This window comes from Faecalibacterium prausnitzii, assembly GCF_003287495.1.
In the GTDB taxonomy this organism is placed as follows: Bacteria; Bacillota; Clostridia; order Oscillospirales; family Ruminococcaceae; genus Faecalibacterium; species Faecalibacterium prausnitzii_I.
Window position 1 is genome coordinate 331128 of the sequence record NZ_PRLE01000002.1, and the last position, 19124, is coordinate 350251.

Genomic DNA, 19124 nt, shown 5'->3' on the forward strand with positions numbered 1-19124 from the left:
GTTGGAACGGTCTCCTTATGGTTTTTCCTGCGGCGCGGCGGCAGGATCGGTCTGGGTGGCCATGTATTTGCTGGGCGGCACGCCCTTGGCGCGCTTGAACACCCGCGAAAAATAGAACTGATCAAAGAAGCCTACCGAGATGGCCACCTCTGCAATGGACAGGTTGCCTGCCCGCAGCAGCTTGCAGGCCTCGTTGATGCGGTATTCGGTCAGGTAATCAATGGGGCTCTGGCCCACGTTGAGCATGAACACCCGGTACAGATGGCTGCGGGAAACTCCCACGCTCTTGGCCACATCGTCGATGGAAATGTCGTGGGAGTAGTTGAACTGGATGTACTTGATGGCGTTGAGCACATACTGGCTGGAGGAAGAAGTGCTGTGGGGCTTGGACTCGCTGGTCTCCCGCATGAGGGCGGAGATGAACAGGTAGAGATAGCCCACCATGGCAGCCTCGTCCTGAGGCTGCAGCCCGCGGGAGGAGTAGATGTTGGTCAGGGCTGCCCGCATCCCCTCCGGGTCCTGCGTGTGGTGGACAGGTGCTTCATCGGTAAAGGGGAGCTGAGCGGCCAGCTTATGGGCGCAGGCACCGTTGAAGCCGACCCAGCTGTACTCCCAGGGCTGTTGCTCATCCGCCGTATACCGGATGAGCTGGCTGGGCTTGGCAAAGAACAGATCGCCCGGCGCGACCGCAAAGGTCTTGCCGCCCACCTCAAATACGCCCCGGCCGGAGACGACCAGGTGGATGAGGTAATGGTCGCGGATGCCGGGCCCCCAGGTCTGGCCGGGGGCGCAGCGCTCCAAACCACAGTTGAAGATGGAAAGTTCAATATTATTGGTGTCGCTCTGCTTGAACGACTGTTTATAAACGTCTGCCATTGTGGCTCCCTCCCGCCTGTCAGATTTCTGGTGCCAGTATACCACAATTGCCCTTGCAAATTCAACAAAAGTACATCTTATTCTTTGGGCTGGACACCAAAAAAATGCTTTTTTCGGCAATCGAATTGAAAATCGGGCGTCGATGCATTAAAATAGTTGTATCAAACCAGCATGGAGGAATTTTGCGGGGAGGTTCTGCGATGGCAACGAGTGCACAGGTCCGGGACGAAATTCTGGCGGGTAAATGGGACGAGACACTGGGGGCGCTGTACGGCGGCGGCGCGGCAGAGCTGAGGCGGCAGCGGGCACGCTATGCGGCGGCACTGGAACAGTTTGAGCTCTACTTTGGGCCGGGGCGGCAGGTGCGGCTGTACTCGGCCCCGGGCCGGACCGAGCTGGGCGGCAACCACACCGACCACCAGCACGGTTATGGGCTGGCGGCGGCGGTGACACTGGATCTGATCGCGGTGGCGTCCCCCAGCGATGACGGGTTCATCCGGGTCAAATCCCGGGGGTTCAACAAGCTGGACGTCATTGACCTGAGCGAGCCGGAGCCCCAACAGGGGGAGAGCACCCATTCCGCCAGCCTGATCCGGGGCATTGCGGAGGGATTCCGGGCGCTGGGGAAAGAGACCGGCGGCTTTGATGCCTACACCGCCAGCGATGTTCTGCGGGGGTCCGGCCTTTCCAGCTCGGCGGCGTTTGAGATGGGAATGGCTGTCGTCCTCAACGGGGAGTATGGCTGCGGCCTCTCGGGGCCGGAGATGGCAAAGATCTGTCAGTATGCGGAGAATACTTATTTCGGCAAGCCCTGCGGCCTGCTGGACCAGCTGACCAGTGCCGTGGGCGGCGTCATCTTTGCAAATTTTGCTGACCCCTGTGCCCCTGAAATTGAAAAAATCCACGCAGCGGGCTTGCTGCCGGAGGGGGTTACTCTTTGCGTGACCGATACTCAGGCCAGTCACAGCGAGCTGACCGGGGAATTCGCGGCCATTCGCCGGGAAATGGAGGCTGTGGCGGCCTGTCTGGGCCAGAATGTGCTGGGGCAGGTGCTGGAAACGGCATTCTGGCAGGCGCTGCCCCGGCTGCGCACTCAATGCGGGGATCGAGCTGTCCTGCGGGCCATTCATTATTATCAGGAAAACGCCCGGGCACTGGCCCAGAAGAATGCCCTGCAACGAGGAGACTTTGCGGAGTTTCTGCATCTCATCCGGGCAAATGGCCATTCCTCGTTTGAGTACTGTCAGAACGTCTACTGCGCCTCCGACCCGCGGCATCAGGGGCTGAGCATCGCGCTGGCGCTGAGCCAGAGCATCCTTGAAGCGGGCGGCGGAGCCTGGCGGATGCAGGGCGGCGGTTTTGCGGGGACGATCCAGGCCTTTGTGCCCGCCCCGCTGCTGGAAGCTTACTGCGCGGCCATCGAGGGCGTGTTTGGCCCGGGCAGCTGTTACCGCCTGAAACTGCGGGAGCAGGGAGCCGTTCAAATAGGGAGCGAGATGTAAATGCGATTTCAGGATGGAGTGGGAGAGACTACCTGCCTGAGCCAGAAAGAAGAATGCAACGGGATGTACACCCTGCATTGCGATTCTCCGCTGGGCGGCATCCTGCTGGCGGCGGATGAAGCGGGCCTGACCGGCCTCTGGTTTGAGGGAGAAAAATATTTCGCCAATATCCTTGGCCCGGAACAGCAGGAGCGGGAGACGCCTGCCTTACAAAGGACAAAGCGCTGGCTGGATGTTTATTTCAGCGGCCGGGAGCCGGATTTTACCCCGCCGCTCCACCCCGTTGGGTCGCCGTTCCGGCGGGCCGTGTGGGAGCTGCTGCTCCAGATCCCTTACGGGCAGACCACGACCTACGGCGCGCTGGCACAGCAGCTGGCTGCAAAACAGGGCAAGACCCGGATGTCGGCACAGGCAGTCGGCGGGGCGGTAGGCCACAATGAAATTTCCATCATCATCCCCTGCCACCGGGTGGTGGGCACCAGCGGCAGCCTGACAGGATATGCCGGGGGCATTGAGAAAAAAGTGCGCCTGCTGCAGCTGGAGCATGTGGACATGAGCCGCTTTTTTGTGCCGACAAAAGGCACGGCAATCTAAAAGTTGTATGAGGAAATCCATCGATCATGAGAAGGTTTTTGCAATGCAATACACCAAACTGGGAAACTCCGACCTCAATGTCTCTAAGGTCTGCATCGGCTGCAAGATGAGCCAGATCGCGCTGGATGTGACTCTGACGCCGGAAGAGGTGGAGTATCTGGAAGAGCTCTATGTGCCGCACCCGCTCACCAGTGTGGTTCGCCCGTCGGTAGAGGCAAAGAAATAAAATAAGCGATAAAACAGCATAAAATGAAGGAAACGCCGGGGCCTCTGCGTGAACAGAAGCTCCGGCGTTTATAGTTATTTGGGTTGATTCAGAAATCAGAGATAAGCTTCAAAGAAATGCTGAGCCGCCTGCACCCGCTCCTTCTCGCCGCCCTCATGGGCAAAGCCGGGAAGGATGGTCAACTCGGTGTGCACCCCGTGGTCTTGCAGGTTCTTTTGCAGGCTCTTCATGCGGGCCACGCGGTTGTCGCCGTAAGGCGAATCGCCGATGAACTTGGTGTCGTTTTCGCCGACGATGACCAGAACGGGGACTTTCTGGACCGCTGCAAGGTCAACGTCATGCCCGAAGTAGTTCTTGAAATCCCGGGTGCCCCAGAAATAATCCTCGTCCGGGTTCAGGAAGGTGGGACGGCCCGGTGCACCGATGGCGCAGGCACGCAGTTTTTCGGGATGTGCGAAGAGAAAGCGGTTGACGAACTGGCCGCCGCCCGAGTGGCCGAACAGGAAGAACTTGTCTGTCTCCACACCGGGATAACGCTTGGCCATGTCGTCGATCATGTCCAGCAGGATCTGGTCATAGCGGACGCCGTCGCAGGAAAGAAGCTTATAGCTGTTGAAATCATCCCGCTGGATGAGGCCGCCGGGAAAGAGGGGAGCCAGAACCGCCACATGGTCTCGATCGGCCAGCTCTTTGGCGTGGCGGACGTAATCTTCCACCGCGCAGCCGGTGCCGTGGATGATGACCAGCAGCTTATAGTGCGGGTCTTTTTCATCATAATAACAGTCCGGCAGATGGACCCAGTAGGGAAAGCGCTGGTCGGTGGGACAGTGCCAGAGCATATTCAGGTAGGCGTTGCCAAACAGATTTTTCTGCTGTTCCAACGTCAGGTTGGAAGCAAGGGGATTTTCTTTTGCCATAATAGTTGTACCTCACAATTCGATTTACAGGAATTTGCCGAAGAAGAAGCTTGCCACCACCAGCATGATGGCGCCGCCGATACGGGAAGAGATCTGTGCATAGGACATCAGCTCCATGCGGTGTGCGGCGCCAAGGCACTGGACGTCGCCGGAACCGCCGCCATTGGCCATGCACAGGCCGGCGGTCAGCATACCCTCGACGGGATAGAAGCCAAACAGCTTGCCCATCAGGAAAGTGCCGATCATGGCGCCGATGACAGTGGCTGCAATGATGAGAATGTAGGCAGGGTTGGTGAAGACCTTGGCGTAGTCCGACAGGTTGGTGCCGATGCCGACGGTGATCATCAGGGGGAAGGACATATACTTAACGAAGAACTGCTGCATCCCCTTGGCACCAGCCTTGACATTCTCCGGCAGGATGTTGGAGATGTTGAGGATAGCAATCAGGATGACCATGAAGGCGAAGGTGTGGATGGAGAAGCCAAGGTCCAGATGGTTGTTGATGATGGAAATATGCTTGGAATAGAGGTTGGCAACGTTATAGCAGACAACGCCGAGGGCCAGACCCGTGGCGTAATCGGCCACAGTGGGCTTGTATTCTTCGGCAGTGGAAGCCTTTGCATTTTCCATGCCCTTCATGAGCTGCCCGTTGCCGGTGAGAGAGGGATGAGCATTGCCCAGCTTATTGAGCAGTGCACTCATGATGACGGCCACGAGGTTTCCGATGCTGATGATGGCGAAGGCAGACGCATACCAGGTGGAAGCATCGCCGCCGGTGGCAGCCGCCCACATCTTGCTCATGGGCTGGATGCCTGCGCCGTTGCCGCCGCCCATGACGGGGATGGCATAGCCGGTGATGGCCTCGATGGCGCCCACGCCGGTCACAGCGCCCACAACACCGGCCAACGCCAGCGCGCCGACGATACCGGCAAGGATGGTGGGAATATAACCCACAAAGGATTTGAGAAGCATTTTACGGTCCACCGAGAGCACAGAGCCGGTAATCAGGATCAGAATGTACAGGTCCAGAAAACCAGTAGTGCCGTTGAAGGTGTTCAGGGCTTCCTTGGAGCCCTCACCGATGAGATTGAAGGTATTGAAGGCACCGGCCACAAGGCAGGCGAAGAGCATGCCGCCGCCGAACCAGGTCTTCCAGACGGGGATGTGATCGCCCACCCAGCCCAGCAGGGTGCCGACGACCATAGCGAAGGCCAGTGCACCGACCATGTTGGTCAGCATCCAGTCGTTGGCCGCCATCACCATCATCAGAGCCGCCAGAATCAGGAACATCCAAAGGGGAAAACCAAGGATCTTGGTTTCTTTTAACGTTTTCACTTTGCGTCCTCCATTTCATTTCTTTCAGGTTGTCCGATTTATTTGCTAGCAAATCTAACAATTGCATTATACGACGTGGAGAATGAATTATGCAATACTTCCTCGATTCCGCGTTTTCGCCGGGCCGATAACCATTTGGAATCGCGCGAAAAAGCGAGAACGCTTTCAAACGAAACGAACCGGGCCGGAAAGACGTCGGCTCGGTTCGGGCAATGCGGGATGGTTATGGAGTGGATTCCAAATGGTGATTGGCTTCCAGCCGCTGGTTCACCATAAAACGCCAGACGGCTTCTGCATCGGGGGAGAGGGTGCGGCCCTTTTTCCGGGCAATGATGATGTAGCGGTATAAAGCGTCACCTTTCGGGATGCCATAAAGCGGCGGTTGGCTGTTGCCATGAGAGTGCTGGATGACCGTGGTGTGCGGGAACAATGCGATGCCGCAACCGCTCTGCACGACCGAGTAGCGGGTATCGACGTATTCCACCCGGAGAGGGTCCAGTGGAGTGACACGATATTTTTTGAAGAAAGCATTCTCCGCGTAATACAGCCCCTGCCCGGGGGTGGCAAGAATGTACCGCAGCGAGGGGTCGCGGAAGCGCCGGGACTCGATCTCCACGGGGTGCTCCAAAGAATTGCCGGAGAGGTCCAGCCCAGCCAGAAGGGGAGAGCTTTGCGGGATAACGAAGACCAGAGGGTCCTCTTCCAAAGGCATATATTCAAGTTTGCTGGAGAGGATGGGGTCGGTGTAAATGGCAAGGTCTACCTGCTCTTCTTCCAGCAGTTCCTCGCATTTACGGGCGCTCGTGTCCAGATATTCCAGGCAGATGTTGGGGTAAGCGGCCATAAAGGCGGCGGTGTGGATGCCGGCGTATCCGCCGCCCCGGTGGGTGGTGGCAATGCGGACCGGGACCGCCGGGGTATGGCGGCTGAGAGCGATGTCGTTTTGAAAGTCCTGCTCCAGCTCCTGATACCGCCGGGCAAAATCCAGAAAAAGCTCCCCCTGCGGCGTGGTGGTGATGGGCGTGTGGGCGCGGTCAAACAGCTGGAAGCCCAGCTCTTTTTCCAGCTTGCTCAACTGCTTGGTGAGGGCAGGCTGGGAGATGAACAGGTGCTTTGCCGCCAACGTGATGTTTTTGCATTTGTCTACTTCCAGCACATATCGGAAAACGTTGGTGTCCACAACAAAGCCTCCTCCGAAAGAAATTGCGTTACTTTTTCAGCGTGGTCTCAGTCAGGTCCAGCACCGGGCCAAAGGGGTCAAACACCAGTCCCTGGATGCCGTCCGCGATGAGCAGCCGCTTCTGCTGGCTGAACAGCGGTACCACGGCACAGTCACTCAGCAGCTGGCGCTCACAGTCGGCCAGCAGGGAACACCGGGCGCTGCCCGTGGCGGTGCTGCTGGCGGCAAGCTGGGTGGCGTAAAGGGAGTTGGCGTAGCCCGTCAGCCCGCCGCCCTGGGCGGTGAACTGGGCCAGCACGTTGTATACGCTGCCGCTCTCGGCGCTGATGGGGGCCAGCGCAATGGTGTAATTGCCCTCGGCAAGCCGCTTTTCAAATTCCTCCGGCTCCACTTCTTCCAGCGAGAAGAAGAGGGAAAACTGTTTCTGCCACTCGCCGTTGATCTCCTCGGCTGCCTGAGTCAGGCCGCTGCCGGCGGGCAGCAGGAGGGTGACATTGTTGAAATCAGAGTTGGACATTCCCTGCCGGGCCTCGCGGTAGAGGCGGACGGCATCGACCGGGGCAGGGGTGGGGTCGCCTGCGGCGTCGCGGTAATCGATGCCGTCCACGGTCAGCCCGTCCGGGATGAGCCCCGTGGCCGGTGCGAACAGCCCGGAGTCCGGGGTACTGGCGGCGGTGCGGGCCACCTCGGCCAGCGCCTGCCGCAACGGGGTAGAGCCAAACACGGAATTGCAGTTGAAGAGCAGGCTCCAGGTAGTATCCGAGTAGGAGAGGCTCTGCAGGCTGGTGGCCTCGCCGGTTTCGTCCAGAGCCGCGGAGCATTTTTCATTGGCAATGAGCTGGGCTGCCGACTGGCCGGAGGCACCGGTATTCTGTACCAGCCGCAGGCTGTCGATGCGGTTCCCGCTGGGTTCCCGGCGGAGGAACAGGCCGCTGGCGGTCCAGTTATAAAGGTAAAAGCTGCCGCTGGAAAGGGTGGAGGCGGCGCTCAGGCCATAAGTACCCCGGGTGCTGTTGAAAAAGTCCTCGTCGCAGGGCATGGCGCCGGGCAGGGTGAGCTTGGAGAGAAAATTCTCGTCCGGCTCGCTCAGGCAGAACACAAGGGTGGCATCACCACGCGCCTGAACGCCGAGGGCTGTCTCGGGCAGCTGGCCTGCCAGCACGGCGGCGCTGTTCTCAATGGCGGAAAATTCCACCGCATAGGGAGAAGCAGTATCGGCCCGGAACATCCGCCGGAACGCGAACACGAAATCCTCGGCTGTGATGGCGTAATCGGTGGCTGCGCCCTTGGTGGCGGTATAGGTCAGGCCGCTCTTTAACGTAAAGGTGTAGGTGCGGCGGTCCGAGGAGACTTCCCAGTGTTCCGCAAGGGCGGGGACGAGCTTGCCGCTGGCGTCCTTACGGACAAGGCCGCTGTAAAGGTTCTCGCAGGCGATGACGTCCGAAGCCGTGGAGGCTACCTGCGGGTCGAGGTTTGACGGGATGGTATCCACGAACCAGGTAAAACTGGCCGAGCCCGAGCCGCACCCGGCCAGACTGAGCACAAGCACGGCAGCGAGGAGGGCACAGAGCACCCGGCGCGGGCCGTGGGAAAGATTTTGTTTGGTAGATCGTTTCAAAGGGAAAGTTCCTTTCAGGGCTCTAGGCCCCCGTTTTGCGTGTGCCGGGCGCTGCAGGGCACGGGCCGGAATAACCCGTTGATGCAGCGTCGAAAAAAGGCGCACTGTAAGTGTAGCAGAAAGCAGGGGAAAAGACAATTGCCTTTTTGTGAATTTCTCAGGGGATTTTGTTGCTCCGTTTGGCGGTTTTCCGTTGCCAAGCAGACCGAAAAGGTGTAAAATGATTAACGGCCTAGCCCTCTCAGGCCGCCTTTTCGGCGTCCAGCTCCCCCAAAGGGGGAGCCCTTGGCAAAGAGGTGCTCTTTGCATGGACTGCCAAGGCCTCTCACTTTGGGAGAGGTGGCATCGCGTAAGCGATGACGGAGAGGGCGAGCCGCGTAAAAAATCACGCAGTAGTTTACGATATCTATATAATTTGGGAGGAACCTGATTTATGCAGAAAGAACAGCAGCAGCTTGCCGCACTGATCAAGGGCAAAAAGGTTGCATTCATTGGTGCCGGCGTCAGCCATAAGGCACTCATCAAGGAGTTTGTGGAGCTGGGCGCTCATGTGACCCTCTGCGACCAGAAGAAGTCCGTGGACGATTTTGGCGATTACGCTGCCACCATCCGGGAGCTGGGCATTGACCTGAGCCTGGGCGAAAACTACCTCGAAGGCTTCAAAGGCCAGGACATCATCATGCGTACCCCCGGCTTTGTGGGCTATTTTGAAAAGCCTCTGCAGGACGCTATGGCGGCGGGTACCATGGTCACCAGCGAGGTGGAGCTTTTCTTTGATTTCTGCCCCTGTGAGATCGTGGGCGTGACCGGCTCCGACGGCAAGACCACCACCACCACCCTTATCTCCAAGTTCTATGAAGCCGCTGGCCGCAAGGTGCACCTGGGTGGCAACATCGGTGCCGCTCTGCTGCCCATGCTGCCCGAGGTGGCTCCGGAGGATGTGGCGGTTGTGGAGCTGTCCAGCTTCCAGCTGATCAGTATGCACAAGAGCCCGAAGATCGCGGTGGTCACCAACGTTACCCCCAACCATCTGGACCACCACAAGGATATGCAGGAGTACATCGACGCCAAGCGGAACATCCTCATCCATCAGGTGCCGCCCTGCCGCGAGGTGCTGGGCTATGAGAACGAGATCACCCGTGGGATGCAGGCCGACTGCAAGGGCAAGCAGGTCTGGTTCACCCGCCTGCACGAGACCGACAATGGCGCTTTCCTGCGGGATGACGGAATGCTCTGCATGGCCGAGGACGGCGTTGTGACACCGTTCCTGGCCCAGAAAGACGTCAAGCTGCGGGGCCTGCACAACATCGAGAATCTGCTGGCAGCTGCCGCTGCCGTCTGGGGCGAGGTGCCGGTAGAAGCCATCCAGAAAGTGGGCAGCACCTTTACGGGTGTGGAGCACCGCATTGAGCCGGTCCGTGTGCTGGACGGCGTTACTTATTATAATGACTCCATCGGCACCAGCCCCACCCGTACCATCGCGGGCCTGCGCAGCTTCAACCAGAAGCTCATCCTCATCGCGGGCGGCTATGACAAGCACATCCCCTATGAGCCTCTGGCACCGGAGGTCATCCGGCACGTCAAGACTCTGATCCTCATGGGCGCTACCGGCCCCCGCATTGAAAAAGTGGTGCGGGAGCATCCGGATTTTGCCGCCAGCGGCCTCGTCATCGAGCACGCGGATAACATGCAGCATGCTGTGGAGCTGGCCCGAGCCGCCGCTCACCCTGGCGATGAGATCATTCTCTCGCCCGCCAGCGCCTCCTTTGACCTCTACCCCAACTTTGAGGTGCGCGGCCGCGAGTTCAAGAAGATCGTCAACGAGCTCAAGTGATCGCACAGGTAAACACGCCCCGCCAGCGTCAGCGCTTTTTGAACGCCTGCCGGGGGAAGCTCTGCTGCGGGGCCACCCTGCCGCTGGCGCTGCAGCTGCTGGGCAAAGCCCAGCCGGGCCGTTTTTTTGCCGGGCCGACGCTGGCGCTGGACATCGGTGGCCGCACGGCTTGGGCGGCAGGCCACGCCAACCCCGAGGAGCTGGCCAGTTTTCTGAATTTCTGCGGCTGCAGGGCCGTCATTCTGGATGAGGCCGAGTGCCCGCCCCCTGTGGGCTGGCAAAAGACGTGTGACCACACCATCTTCGGCCTTGCGGCGGGGGAACAGCTGCCCCTGCCAGCCCAGACCGAGGCGCAGAAAGCCCTCTGGGACAGCCTGACCTTTGTGGAAGATCCGGCTTCCGGCCCGGTGGCGGAAAATCTGTTCCCGGACCGGCCTGCCCGGCGGGATGATTTTTACTCGGAGCTCTGCACCAAGCGCAGCCGGGGCAAGGCACTGGTCTGGACCTTGGAGCAGGGCGGGAACATCGTCTGCACGGTGGGAGCCTACGCCCTTTGCAACGGGCAGGCCTACATGGCCTGCGGCCAGACCGCCGAAGCTCTCCGGGGCCAGCGGGTCGGCGGGCGGCTCATCGTCCAGATGGCCAACGCCCTCTCCGCGCAGGGGGATCAGCCCGTTTTCCTCTGCAGCCCCGAGCGGGTGCATTTTTACACACAACTCGGCTTCCACCCGCTTGGCACCCTTGCGCGTTACGAAAGCCCGATTGGAAAGGATTAAAATTTTTAAACATGTCAATGCTGAACCATTTCTTTGATTATAAACCCGAGGTGCTCGCCCTGGACGAAAAGGCCATGGAGCTCTGCCAGCCCTATTTCCACCACATGGAGGAGATCCGGGATTTCAACCAGCTCAAGATGCTCAAGGCTTTTGGGGATACCCAGATGTCTTCTACCGATATGCTTGGCACCACGGGCTATGGCCTGTGGGATTCCGGCCGCGCCAAACTCGAGCAGATTTTTGCCCAGGTGATGGGCGCGGAAGACGCCCTTGTGCGCAGCCAGTTCCAGAGCGGCACCCATACTCTGGCCGTGGCCCTGTTTGGTCTGCTGCGGGCAGGGGATACCCTGCTGGCCGCCACCGGCCGTCCCTACGATACGCTGGAGGGCGTCATTGGTCTGGATGGCAAGGGCAAGGGCACCGGCACCCTGATGGACTACGGCGTAAAGTACGACGAAGCTCCCCTCAAGCCCGATTTTACCCCGGATTATGAGCTGATTGCCCAGAAAGCCCCGGGGGCTAAGGTCTGCCACATCCAGCGCAGCCGTGGCTACCTGCAACGCAACGCTTTTGACCTCGAGACCATCCGCAAGATCGCCGAGACGGCCCGCAGGGCAAACCCGGACATCATCATCTTTGTGGACAACTGCTACGGCGAGTTCACCCAGACGCAGGAGCCCTGCCAGGTGGGCGCGGACCTCGTGGTGGGCAGTCTCATCAAGAACCCCGGCGGCGGCATTGCCCCCACGGGCGGCTACATCGCAGGCCGGAAAGATCTGGTGGAGCTGTGCGCCTACCGTCTGAACGCCCCCGGCCTGGGCAAGGATCTGGGCTGCACGCTGGAAACGCCCCGTGATATGTACCTGGGCTTCTACTATGCCCCCGGCGTGGTCTGCGAGGCCATCAAGACCGCCATCTATGCGCAGTGCCTGCTGGAGCTGCTGGGCAAGAACCCCATCCCGCGCTACTGCGACGACCACAACGACATCGTGACCTGCTTTGATGCCGGCACGGCGGATGCCCTTGTGGGCTTCTGCCGCGGTGTGCAGGCCGCCAGCCCGGTGGACAGCTACGCGGCCCCGGAACCCTGCCCGGAACCGGGTTACACCGATGAGGTGATCATGGCCAGCGGCAGCTTTACTCAGGGCAGCACCATTGAGCTCTCCTGCGACGGTCCCCTCCGCGCTCCCTACACCTGCTACCTGCAGGGCGGCCTGAACTTTGCCGCCAGCCGTGCCGGTGTGCTGCTGGCCGTGCAGAACGCTTACTTTAAAAACTAAAAAAACTAAGACAACCTCTCCGCCACAGCTGACGCGGACGCGCCGGAGAGGGCAAGGACGTTATTCCAAAATTGGCAGCTTCAGCGTAAAGCGGCTGCCCTTGCCCACCTCGCTTTGCAGGGTGATCTCCCCGTGGTGGAGATGAGCCAGCTCCTGCGCGATGGTCAGCCCAAGGCCGGTGGAATCGTGCTTGGTGTTGGCCGTGGTGTGAAAATAGCGGTCGAACACGGCTGTCTGATCTTCCGGCGCAATGCCGCACCCGGTGTCCTGCACCGTCACCCGGGCGGTTCCGCCCTCCCGCGCGCAGGTCACTGTGACCACACCGCCCGCAGGAGTATAGTGGATGGCGTTGGTAACGAGGTTCTGCACCACCTGCTGTAAGCGCACGTTATCGCCCCAGACGGGCAGGAAGCAGTCCGTCTCCGCCCGGAGGGTGACCCCTTTCTGGGCGGCTTCGCTCTGGCAGGCGGCGCAGACGGCGGCGGTGGCTTCGTTCAGGGCCACCCGGTCCTCATTGAGCAGCACCTGCTTCTGCTCGAGCTTGGCCGCCAGAAAGAGGTCTTCCGTCAGACTGCGGACAAAAGCCACCCGCTGCAGCAGGGCCGGCAGCAGGGCCGGCAGGGCGTCGGGAGCCTCGGCCAGGGTATCCAGCCCGTTGCTCACGGCAAACAGCGGGCTGCGCAGGTCGTGAAAGATGTTCAGCATCATGCTCTTGCGGGCTTCGGTCTCCTCGGTCAGGGCCCGGGTCCGCTCGATGACCCTGGTATCCAGCTCCTGGGCCAGCTGCTCGGTACGGTCAAACTGCAAAGCAAAGCGGCGGCAGACGTAAGTCATGCAGCCCAGCGCAAACGGGATATCGAACACCCGGGCGCACCGCAGCAGATAGAACGGGTAGCACTCTACATAAAAGGGGAGAATGGGCAGCAGGACCCACACCCGGAACCCTGTTGTGATGGCGCAGGGAAAGAGCAGCAGCCCGGCGGCTTCGTACCCGCGCAGGTAGGCTGAAAGCAGCAGGTAGAGGCAGAGGCACATGCCGGCCGTCAGCGTGCCGAACCGCAGGATGGGCAAGCGGACTTGCCCCAGCAGCAGAAAGACTGCCGAGGCGGGCACCACCCATTTGGCGGGCAGAGGCAGGGCCAGCAGCGCTGCGGAGAGCAGGGCCGACGCCAGGATCGTGATGGCAAAAAACAGCCGCATGAACCGCTGGAGCAGCCCCTGAAACCCGGCAGGAAAAAAGGCTACCAGGGTGCCCCAGAAAAAGAGAACTGCCAGATAGAGGAGAAAATAGCGCAGCTCCGGCTGCTTTTTGTAGTGGTAAAGGGCCAGGATGGCAGCGGCCAGCGTGGCAAAGACGATGAGCGCCACCAGCTGCAGATGGCTGCGGACCAGGTCGCCCAGGGGGCTTTGCATCTCTGTCCGTGAGATGCCCCCGGAAAGAACGAGAAAATGCTGATTGAGCAGGACGCCCGCCAGTGCGATGCCCAGTGCCAGCAGCACCGCCGCCGCGGCACAGAGCTGTTTTTTCCATTTCATGTTGGATTCCTCCCCCAGAAACCAGTTGAGAATTTGAACCGGATACGGTATACTGTTAATAGTATAACAAAGAATAGCCAAAAAGGGGAGAGCAAATAGGGATGATCCGCGTTTTAATGGTGGAAGATGACCCGGTGATCCGTGACACCACCCGGTATTTTCTGCAGAGCCAGCAGAATTTTGAGGTGGTGTGCGCTGAGACGGGCGGCGATGCACTGAGCCACGCCCGGGAAAAATTTGATGTCATCCTCATGGACATCCTGCTGCCGGATACCAACGGCGTGGACCTGTGCCAGCGGCTGCGCAGCTGGCACCACTGCCCCATCATCTTTACCTCCTGCCTGGACGATACCGACACGGTGGTGCGGGCGCTGGAGATGGGCGGTGACGATTTCCTCACAAAGCCCTATCATAATAAAGTGCTGCTGGCCCGCATCATGGCCAACATCCGCCGGGTGCAGATGGACGCGGCCGAGCCCAATGTCAATGGCTATCACTGCGCGGCTTTTACGCTGGACGCCAACCGCCACAGTGTGGAGCACGACGGCCAGAGCATCCACCTGGCCGATATGGAGTACCGCATCCTCTCGCTGTTTGTCCGGTACCCCAACACGTTCTTTACCGCCAACGAGCTCTACCAGAAGATCTGGGGCAAGGATAGCCTGGGGGATGTGCGCACCGTGCAGGTGCACATCCACAACCTGCGCGGCAAGATCGAGCCGGACCCCGCCAAGCCCGTTTACCTGAAAAATGTCTGGGGCAAAGGCTATATCTTCCAGCCGGAGGGCCGTGGTGCGGACTGAAAATTTAAGATTGCTTAGGGAATGAGCGCCCGCTTCTTAAGGAAACTTAAGCAGCGGGCGCTTTGTTTTGAAAAAGATAAGCAAAAAAATAACAAAACAGCCCTGCCCGTGTAAAATCGACGGGAAATCGGGCTGGGAAGCGGCAAAGAAGCTTAAAAATTCTTAAAGGACAGGGCTGGGGATTTGTGTTAAATTATTGTCGAACGAAGTCGCCCTTTCCCGTCAAAGGGCAGATAAGATGGTAAAATCACGAAGCAAGGAAAGGATCAAACCTCCATGAACAAGATTTCCCGCAAAGGCTTTCTGAAAATCGCAGCCGCTGCTGCCATGTCTGGCGTGACCGCCGGTGCCCTGGCTGCCTGCAACGCTGCCAAGGATTCCGCTGCCGCTTCCAGCGCGGTTTCTGCCCCTGCCGGCAGCTACATCCCCGGTACCTATGAGGGCACCGCGGAGGGCATCTCTTCCACCGTCAAGGTCACCATGACGTTCTCGGACAGTGCGGTCACCGATGTGGTGGTGGATACCTCCGGTGAGACCGCTTCCTACGGCGCTGCCGCTGCCGACCAGCTCAAGGAGCAGCTGCTCTCTTCCGCCAACGGCGAGATCGACGGTGTTTCCGGCTCCACCATCACCTCCGACGCCGTGATGAAAGCGGCCAAGAGCTGCTTTGCACAGGCCAAGGGCGAAGCGACCATCAGCTCTGTCCAGCTGCCCACCGGCGATGAGACCGACTGGCTGGGCAAGGAGCCTGACATCGACGAGGCTGCCATCACCGAGACCATCGACACCGACATCGTCATTGTCGGTGCTGGCAACGGCGGCATGTTTGCCGCTGCTTATGCGGCTGCCAACGGCCTGAACTTCCGCGTCATTGAGCAGAACAGCGCCGTGCAGGACACCCGCCACTGGTATGGTGCCATTGATTCTGCCGCTGCCAAAGAGGCGGGTGTCCCCGCTACCGATAAGGCAAAGCTGCTGAGCGAGATCTCCCGCTACGCATCCGGCAAGTGCGACCAGCGCGTCGTCAAGACCTGGATCAACGAGTCTGCCGCCATGCACGACTTCATGCGCGGCATTCTGGAGGATCAGTTCGGCTGGACCTGCGAGTTCACTTCCGGTGCGGAGGCAGCCTGGCCCGCGGAGAACGCGGAGCACAACACCGATTACCTGTATCCCGTGCAGGAGCACAACTACCGCCAGAGCGAGAGTGAGTCCGGCCTGCAGCGCAACGAAGCGCTCCAGCAGTACATTGAAGAGCTGGGCTACAGCATCGACTTCAAGACCAGCCTGGCCAAGCTGGAGAAAGACGCCGATGGCCGCGTCACCGGCATCATCGCCCAGAGCACCGAGGATGACCACTTCATCCGCTACAACGCCAACGACGGCGTTCTGCTGGCCTGCGGCGGCTTCCCCGGCAACCCCTACATGATGGAGCAGCTGGACCCGCTGGGCACCTCTGTCACCACGGCCTGCTCTTACTCTCCCTCTGATAAGGGCTATGGCATCCGTGCCGCTGTCTGGGCTGGTGCAAACCTGGATAAGGAAGCTGCTCCCATGCTGTTTGACCGCGGCATTGTGGCTCCTGGTGTGGACGCTGGCTATGTGGAGAGCGAGAACTCTTTTGGCGGCAAGGCTTTCCCCGGCGAGATCAAGCAGTATAACCCCGGCACCCAGCCGTTCCTGAAAGTGAACCGCAACGGGGAACGCTTTGCCAACGAGAGCAGCCCCTACAATGATATCGTCTATGCTGCCGCTCACCAGCCGGGCCGTGTTTACGCTCAGATCTGCGACGCCAATATTCTGGAAGACGTAAAGCGCTTCCACACCATCGGCTGCTCCGCGCAGACCCGTAATGCAGGCGCGGAGTATCTTCAGAAACAGATGGACAATGCAGAGGAGAAAGGCTGCTTCTTCAAGGCCGATACCATTGAGGAACTGGCGGATAAGCTTGGCTTCACCGGTGAGGCCAAGGACACGTTCCTGGCAACCGTGGACCGCTACAACGAGCTGTATGACCAGCAGAACGATGAGGACTTCGGCAAGCCCGCTTACCGCCTGAGCGCGATCCGCAAGGCCCCGTTCTATGGCTGCTGGCTGGGTGCCTCTCTGCTGTGCACCGAGCAGGGCATTGCCATCAACGAAAAAGGCCAGGCTCTGGATAACGACAACAAGCCCATGCCCGGCCTGTATGTCACCGGCGATATGTCCGGCAGTTTCTTTGCCAACAACTATCCCTGCCTGATGGCCGGTGTGGCCATGGGCCGCACCCTGACCTTTGCCATGAAAGCCATCAAACAGATGGCTGGCCTGGAAAAGTAAGGGCTGAACCAGACAAAATCCAAAGCGCGGGGCAGGCCGTTCCCACCGTGAGCTCCGTAATAGAAAAAACAGCGCCGCAGAGTTTTGGTACGCTCTGCGGCGCTGTTTTTATACCCTCTATACACAAACAGATCAAACGGCCAAAGCCGGAGCTTTTCAGCACACGGCACAGTGGACGGAAATGGGCTCCAGAATTTCCGGGTGCATCCCGTCGCGGTAGTCCAGGTCGCCCTGGTCCAGGCCGCGCAGCAGCACCTCGGCAGTAGCAATGTTGGTGGCAATGGGCACACTGTGCATATCGCACAGGCGGAGCAGGTTCTGCTCGCTGGAATTGCCGGTGTCCGCCTTGAGCGGGTCGCGGAAGAAGAGCACCAGATCCACTTCATCGCAGGCGACCCGGGAAGAAATCTGCTGGATGCCGCCCAGCTTGCCGGAGAGATAACAGTGCACGGGCAGGCCGGTGGCCTGGGCCAGCATCCGCCCGGTGGTACCGGTGGCGATGACTGTGTTGCGGGAAAGGATCCCGCTGTATGCGGTACAGAATTGAAGTGCAAGTTCCTTGCGGGAATCGTGTGCAAGAATGGCAATCGTCATAGCGCTCTCTCCTTCATTCTCAGTATAGTGTTGTGGGTGGCGAATGATGCAGGGTGGCTTTTTTACAAATACACTTTTTTTCCATTCGGCATAAACCTACTAGAATCATTCTCAAACTTTCCACTATTGTTTTACCGCAGAAAACAGGGCTTTGTCAAGCGCTTTGTTGTGATTTTAGCAAGAAAACAAGCAAAAGTATGACTTAATAATTGTTAAGAATGGGGAACATTTGGATACAAGTGAAAAATCCTTTCAAAACTCTTGACAAGCACTTTGCAAAATGTGTTTGCGCTGAAAAAACAGTCCATATGGATAAAACAAAAATACAGGCCTGTGCGGCTTGGACACGGGCCTGTACGAAATAGCGTGAAATGGAACAAATGAAACAGGATGAATTTCACCGGGAATTACCGGGAACGTGAAAATTTTTTACTTCCGCCTGAATGTAAAACTTGTGCAAAATCAGCGGATCTGGCCGTTGCCGTGGATGATGTACTTGTAGCTGCACAGCTCGGCCAGCCCCATGGGGCCCCGGGCGTGGAGCTTCTGGGTGGAAATGCCCATCTCACAGCCAAGGCCAAACTCGCCGCCATCCGTAAAGCGGGTAGAGCAGTTGACATAGACCGCGGCGCTGTCCACCGCGGCGGTAAACTGAGCGGCATGGGCATTGTCCTGGGTCAGAATGGCCTCGCTGTGGCCGGTGGAGTGGGCGGCGATATGTGCAATGGCTTCCTCTACGCTGTCCACGATTTTAACGGCCAGAATGTAATCAAGGAACTCGGTGTCAAAATCCTGCGGCCCGGCGGGCACACCGATGCCGGGCAGGAGGGCGGCGGCACGCTCGTCCAGCCGGAGCTCCACGGGGTGGAGCCCTCTGGCCGCGCGGTCCGGGCCCAGCCGCTGGGCAAGTTTGGGCAGGAACTCTGCCGCAATGCCGCTGTGCACCAGGCAGACTTCCTCCGCGTTGCAGACGCTGGGGCGGCTGGCTTTGGCGTTCTCAATGATCTCCAGTGCCTTGGGCTGGTCGGCACTGTCATCCACAAAGATGTGGCAGATGCCGGTGCCGGTCTGGATGCAGGGGACCTTGGCGTTTTCCACGCAGGCCCGGATGAGCCCGGCCCCGCCCCGGGGAATGAGCAGGTCTACATAGCCCACGGCTGTCATCAGGGCGTTGGCGGAGGCGTGGGTGGTGTCCTCAATGAGAGAGACGGCGGCTTCGGGCAGGCCGTTCTCCCGCAGGCCCCGGCGCAGTGCAGTGACGATGGCGCTGGCGCTCCGCCAGGCCTCCTTGCCGCAGCGCAGGATGCAGGCGTTGCCGCTCTTGATGGCAAGGGCGGCGGCGTCACTGGTCACGTTGGGGCGGCTCTCGTAGATGATGGCAATGACGCCCATGGGCACGGCGGTCTTTTCGATCACCAGCCCGTTGGGGCGCTCCACCCGGTTCAGGACCGCGCCCACCGGGTCGGGCAGGGCGGCCACCTCTAAAATGCCCTTTGCCATGGCACCGATCCGCTCCGGCGTCAAAGCCAGGCGGTCCAGCATCACATCGCTGATGTGCCCTTTGGCGGCAGCCATGTCCTCCGCGTTGGCGGCCAGAATGGCTTCCACGCTGTCCGGGGCGCAGAGGGCGTCTGCCATCCGCTCCAGGACGCTTTGCCGGGTGCGGCAGCTGGCCAGCGCCACGGCCTGCTTGGCCGCGCGGGCAGCTTCGAGAATTTCCTGTGTCGTCATGGG

Annotated in this window: 16 protein-coding genes; 8 read left to right on the plus strand and 8 right to left on the minus strand. The window is 59.7% G+C overall.

Translation table 11 applies throughout. From position 1 onward, the window contains the following. Positions 1 to 15 precede the first annotated feature (15 nt). Positions 16 to 876 carry an AraC family transcriptional regulator gene (locus C4N22_RS05025; protein ID WP_112148206.1) on the minus strand — a complete coding sequence of 287 codons (861 nt, stop codon included), beginning with the start codon at positions 874 to 876 and terminating at the stop codon, positions 16 to 18. A 200-nt stretch (positions 877 to 1076) separates the two neighbouring features. On the opposite strand from C4N22_RS05025, the gene C4N22_RS05030 reads away from it, so the two are divergent. From C4N22_RS05030 to C4N22_RS12850, 3 genes are all read left to right on the plus strand, one after another. Beyond that, positions 1077 to 2378 (plus strand): galactokinase, encoded by a 1302-nt coding sequence (locus C4N22_RS05030; RefSeq protein ID WP_112148207.1) that lies wholly within the window; start codon positions 1077 to 1079, stop codon positions 2376 to 2378. Between the two features lie 63 nt (positions 2379 to 2441). After that, positions 2442 to 2972, plus strand: coding sequence for a methylated-DNA--[protein]-cysteine S-methyltransferase (locus C4N22_RS05035; RefSeq protein ID WP_112148330.1), 531 nt, complete (start codon positions 2442 to 2444; stop codon positions 2970 to 2972). 43 nt (positions 2973 to 3015) lie between these two features. Next, the gene (locus tag C4N22_RS12850; RefSeq protein ID WP_022256968.1) at positions 3016 to 3198 is read left to right on the plus strand and encodes a hypothetical protein; all 183 of its coding nucleotides are present in this window, start codon (positions 3016 to 3018) and stop codon (positions 3196 to 3198) included. Between the two features lie 95 nt (positions 3199 to 3293). On the opposite strand, the gene C4N22_RS05045 is transcribed toward C4N22_RS12850, so the two are convergent. From C4N22_RS05045 to C4N22_RS05060, 4 genes are all read right to left on the minus strand, one after another. Beyond that, positions 3294 to 4115: an alpha/beta hydrolase family protein gene (locus C4N22_RS05045; RefSeq protein WP_112115253.1), complete on the minus strand. Its 822-nt coding sequence runs from the start codon at positions 4113 to 4115 to the stop codon at positions 3294 to 3296. 24 nt (positions 4116 to 4139) lie between these two features. After that, a complete protein-coding gene (locus C4N22_RS05050; RefSeq protein WP_112115254.1) occupies positions 4140 to 5450 on the minus strand; it encodes a 2-hydroxycarboxylate transporter family protein in 1311 nt (436 codons plus the stop codon). A 223-nt stretch (positions 5451 to 5673) separates the two neighbouring features. Then, on the minus strand, positions 5674 to 6630 hold the full coding sequence (locus C4N22_RS05055; RefSeq protein WP_112148208.1) for a LysR family transcriptional regulator: 957 nt from the start codon (positions 6628 to 6630) through the stop codon (positions 5674 to 5676). Positions 6631 to 6658: 28 nt separating this feature from the next. Continuing rightward, positions 6659 to 8248, minus strand: coding sequence for a peptide ABC transporter substrate-binding protein (locus tag C4N22_RS05060; RefSeq protein ID WP_242980950.1), 1590 nt, complete (start codon positions 8246 to 8248; stop codon positions 6659 to 6661). A gap of 433 nt (positions 8249 to 8681) precedes the next feature. Here C4N22_RS05060 and murD point away from each other — a divergent pair, with 433 nt between their 5' ends. From murD to C4N22_RS05075, 3 genes are read left to right on the plus strand one after another with little or no spacing between them, the layout of a single operon-like run. Further along, positions 8682 to 10082, plus strand: coding sequence for a UDP-N-acetylmuramoyl-L-alanine--D-glutamate ligase (gene murD / locus C4N22_RS05065; protein WP_112115257.1), 1401 nt, complete (start codon positions 8682 to 8684; stop codon positions 10080 to 10082). Then, positions 10079 to 10858: a GNAT family N-acetyltransferase gene (locus C4N22_RS05070; RefSeq protein ID WP_022256974.1), complete on the plus strand. Its 780-nt coding sequence runs from the start codon at positions 10079 to 10081 to the stop codon at positions 10856 to 10858. Before murD ends, C4N22_RS05070 begins: the two co-directional genes overlap by 4 nt. A gap of 17 nt (positions 10859 to 10875) precedes the next feature. After that, positions 10876 to 12138, plus strand: coding sequence for an aminotransferase class I/II-fold pyridoxal phosphate-dependent enzyme (locus C4N22_RS05075; RefSeq protein WP_112148210.1), 1263 nt, complete (start codon positions 10876 to 10878; stop codon positions 12136 to 12138). 60 nt (positions 12139 to 12198) lie between these two features. Here the strand turns inward: C4N22_RS05075 and C4N22_RS05080 are convergent, their stop codons facing one another. Then, on the minus strand, positions 12199 to 13674 hold the full coding sequence (locus C4N22_RS05080) for a sensor histidine kinase (protein ID WP_112148211.1): 1476 nt from the start codon (positions 13672 to 13674) through the stop codon (positions 12199 to 12201). Positions 13675 to 13775: 101 nt separating this feature from the next. On the opposite strand from C4N22_RS05080, the gene C4N22_RS05085 reads away from it, so the two are divergent. Together C4N22_RS05085 and C4N22_RS05090 are read left to right on the plus strand one after the other, a co-directional pair. Next, entirely contained in the window at positions 13776 to 14477 is a 702-nt protein-coding gene (locus C4N22_RS05085) for a response regulator transcription factor (protein ID WP_022256977.1), read from the plus strand. Between the two features lie 276 nt (positions 14478 to 14753). After that, complete coding sequence (locus tag C4N22_RS05090) at positions 14754 to 16796, plus strand: FAD-binding protein (protein WP_112148212.1); 2043 nt, start codon at positions 14754 to 14756, stop codon at positions 16794 to 16796. A 156-nt stretch (positions 16797 to 16952) separates the two neighbouring features. Here the strand turns inward: C4N22_RS05090 and C4N22_RS05095 are convergent, their stop codons facing one another. Both C4N22_RS05095 and C4N22_RS05100 read right to left on the minus strand, forming a co-directional pair. Beyond that, complete coding sequence (locus C4N22_RS05095) at positions 16953 to 17390, minus strand: methylglyoxal synthase (protein ID WP_112115263.1); 438 nt, start codon at positions 17388 to 17390, stop codon at positions 16953 to 16955. Between the two features lie 462 nt (positions 17391 to 17852). Continuing rightward, positions 17853 to 19121: a glutamate-5-semialdehyde dehydrogenase gene (locus C4N22_RS05100; RefSeq protein ID WP_112148213.1), complete on the minus strand. Its 1269-nt coding sequence runs from the start codon at positions 19119 to 19121 to the stop codon at positions 17853 to 17855. Between the last annotated feature and the right edge of the window lie 3 nt (positions 19122 to 19124).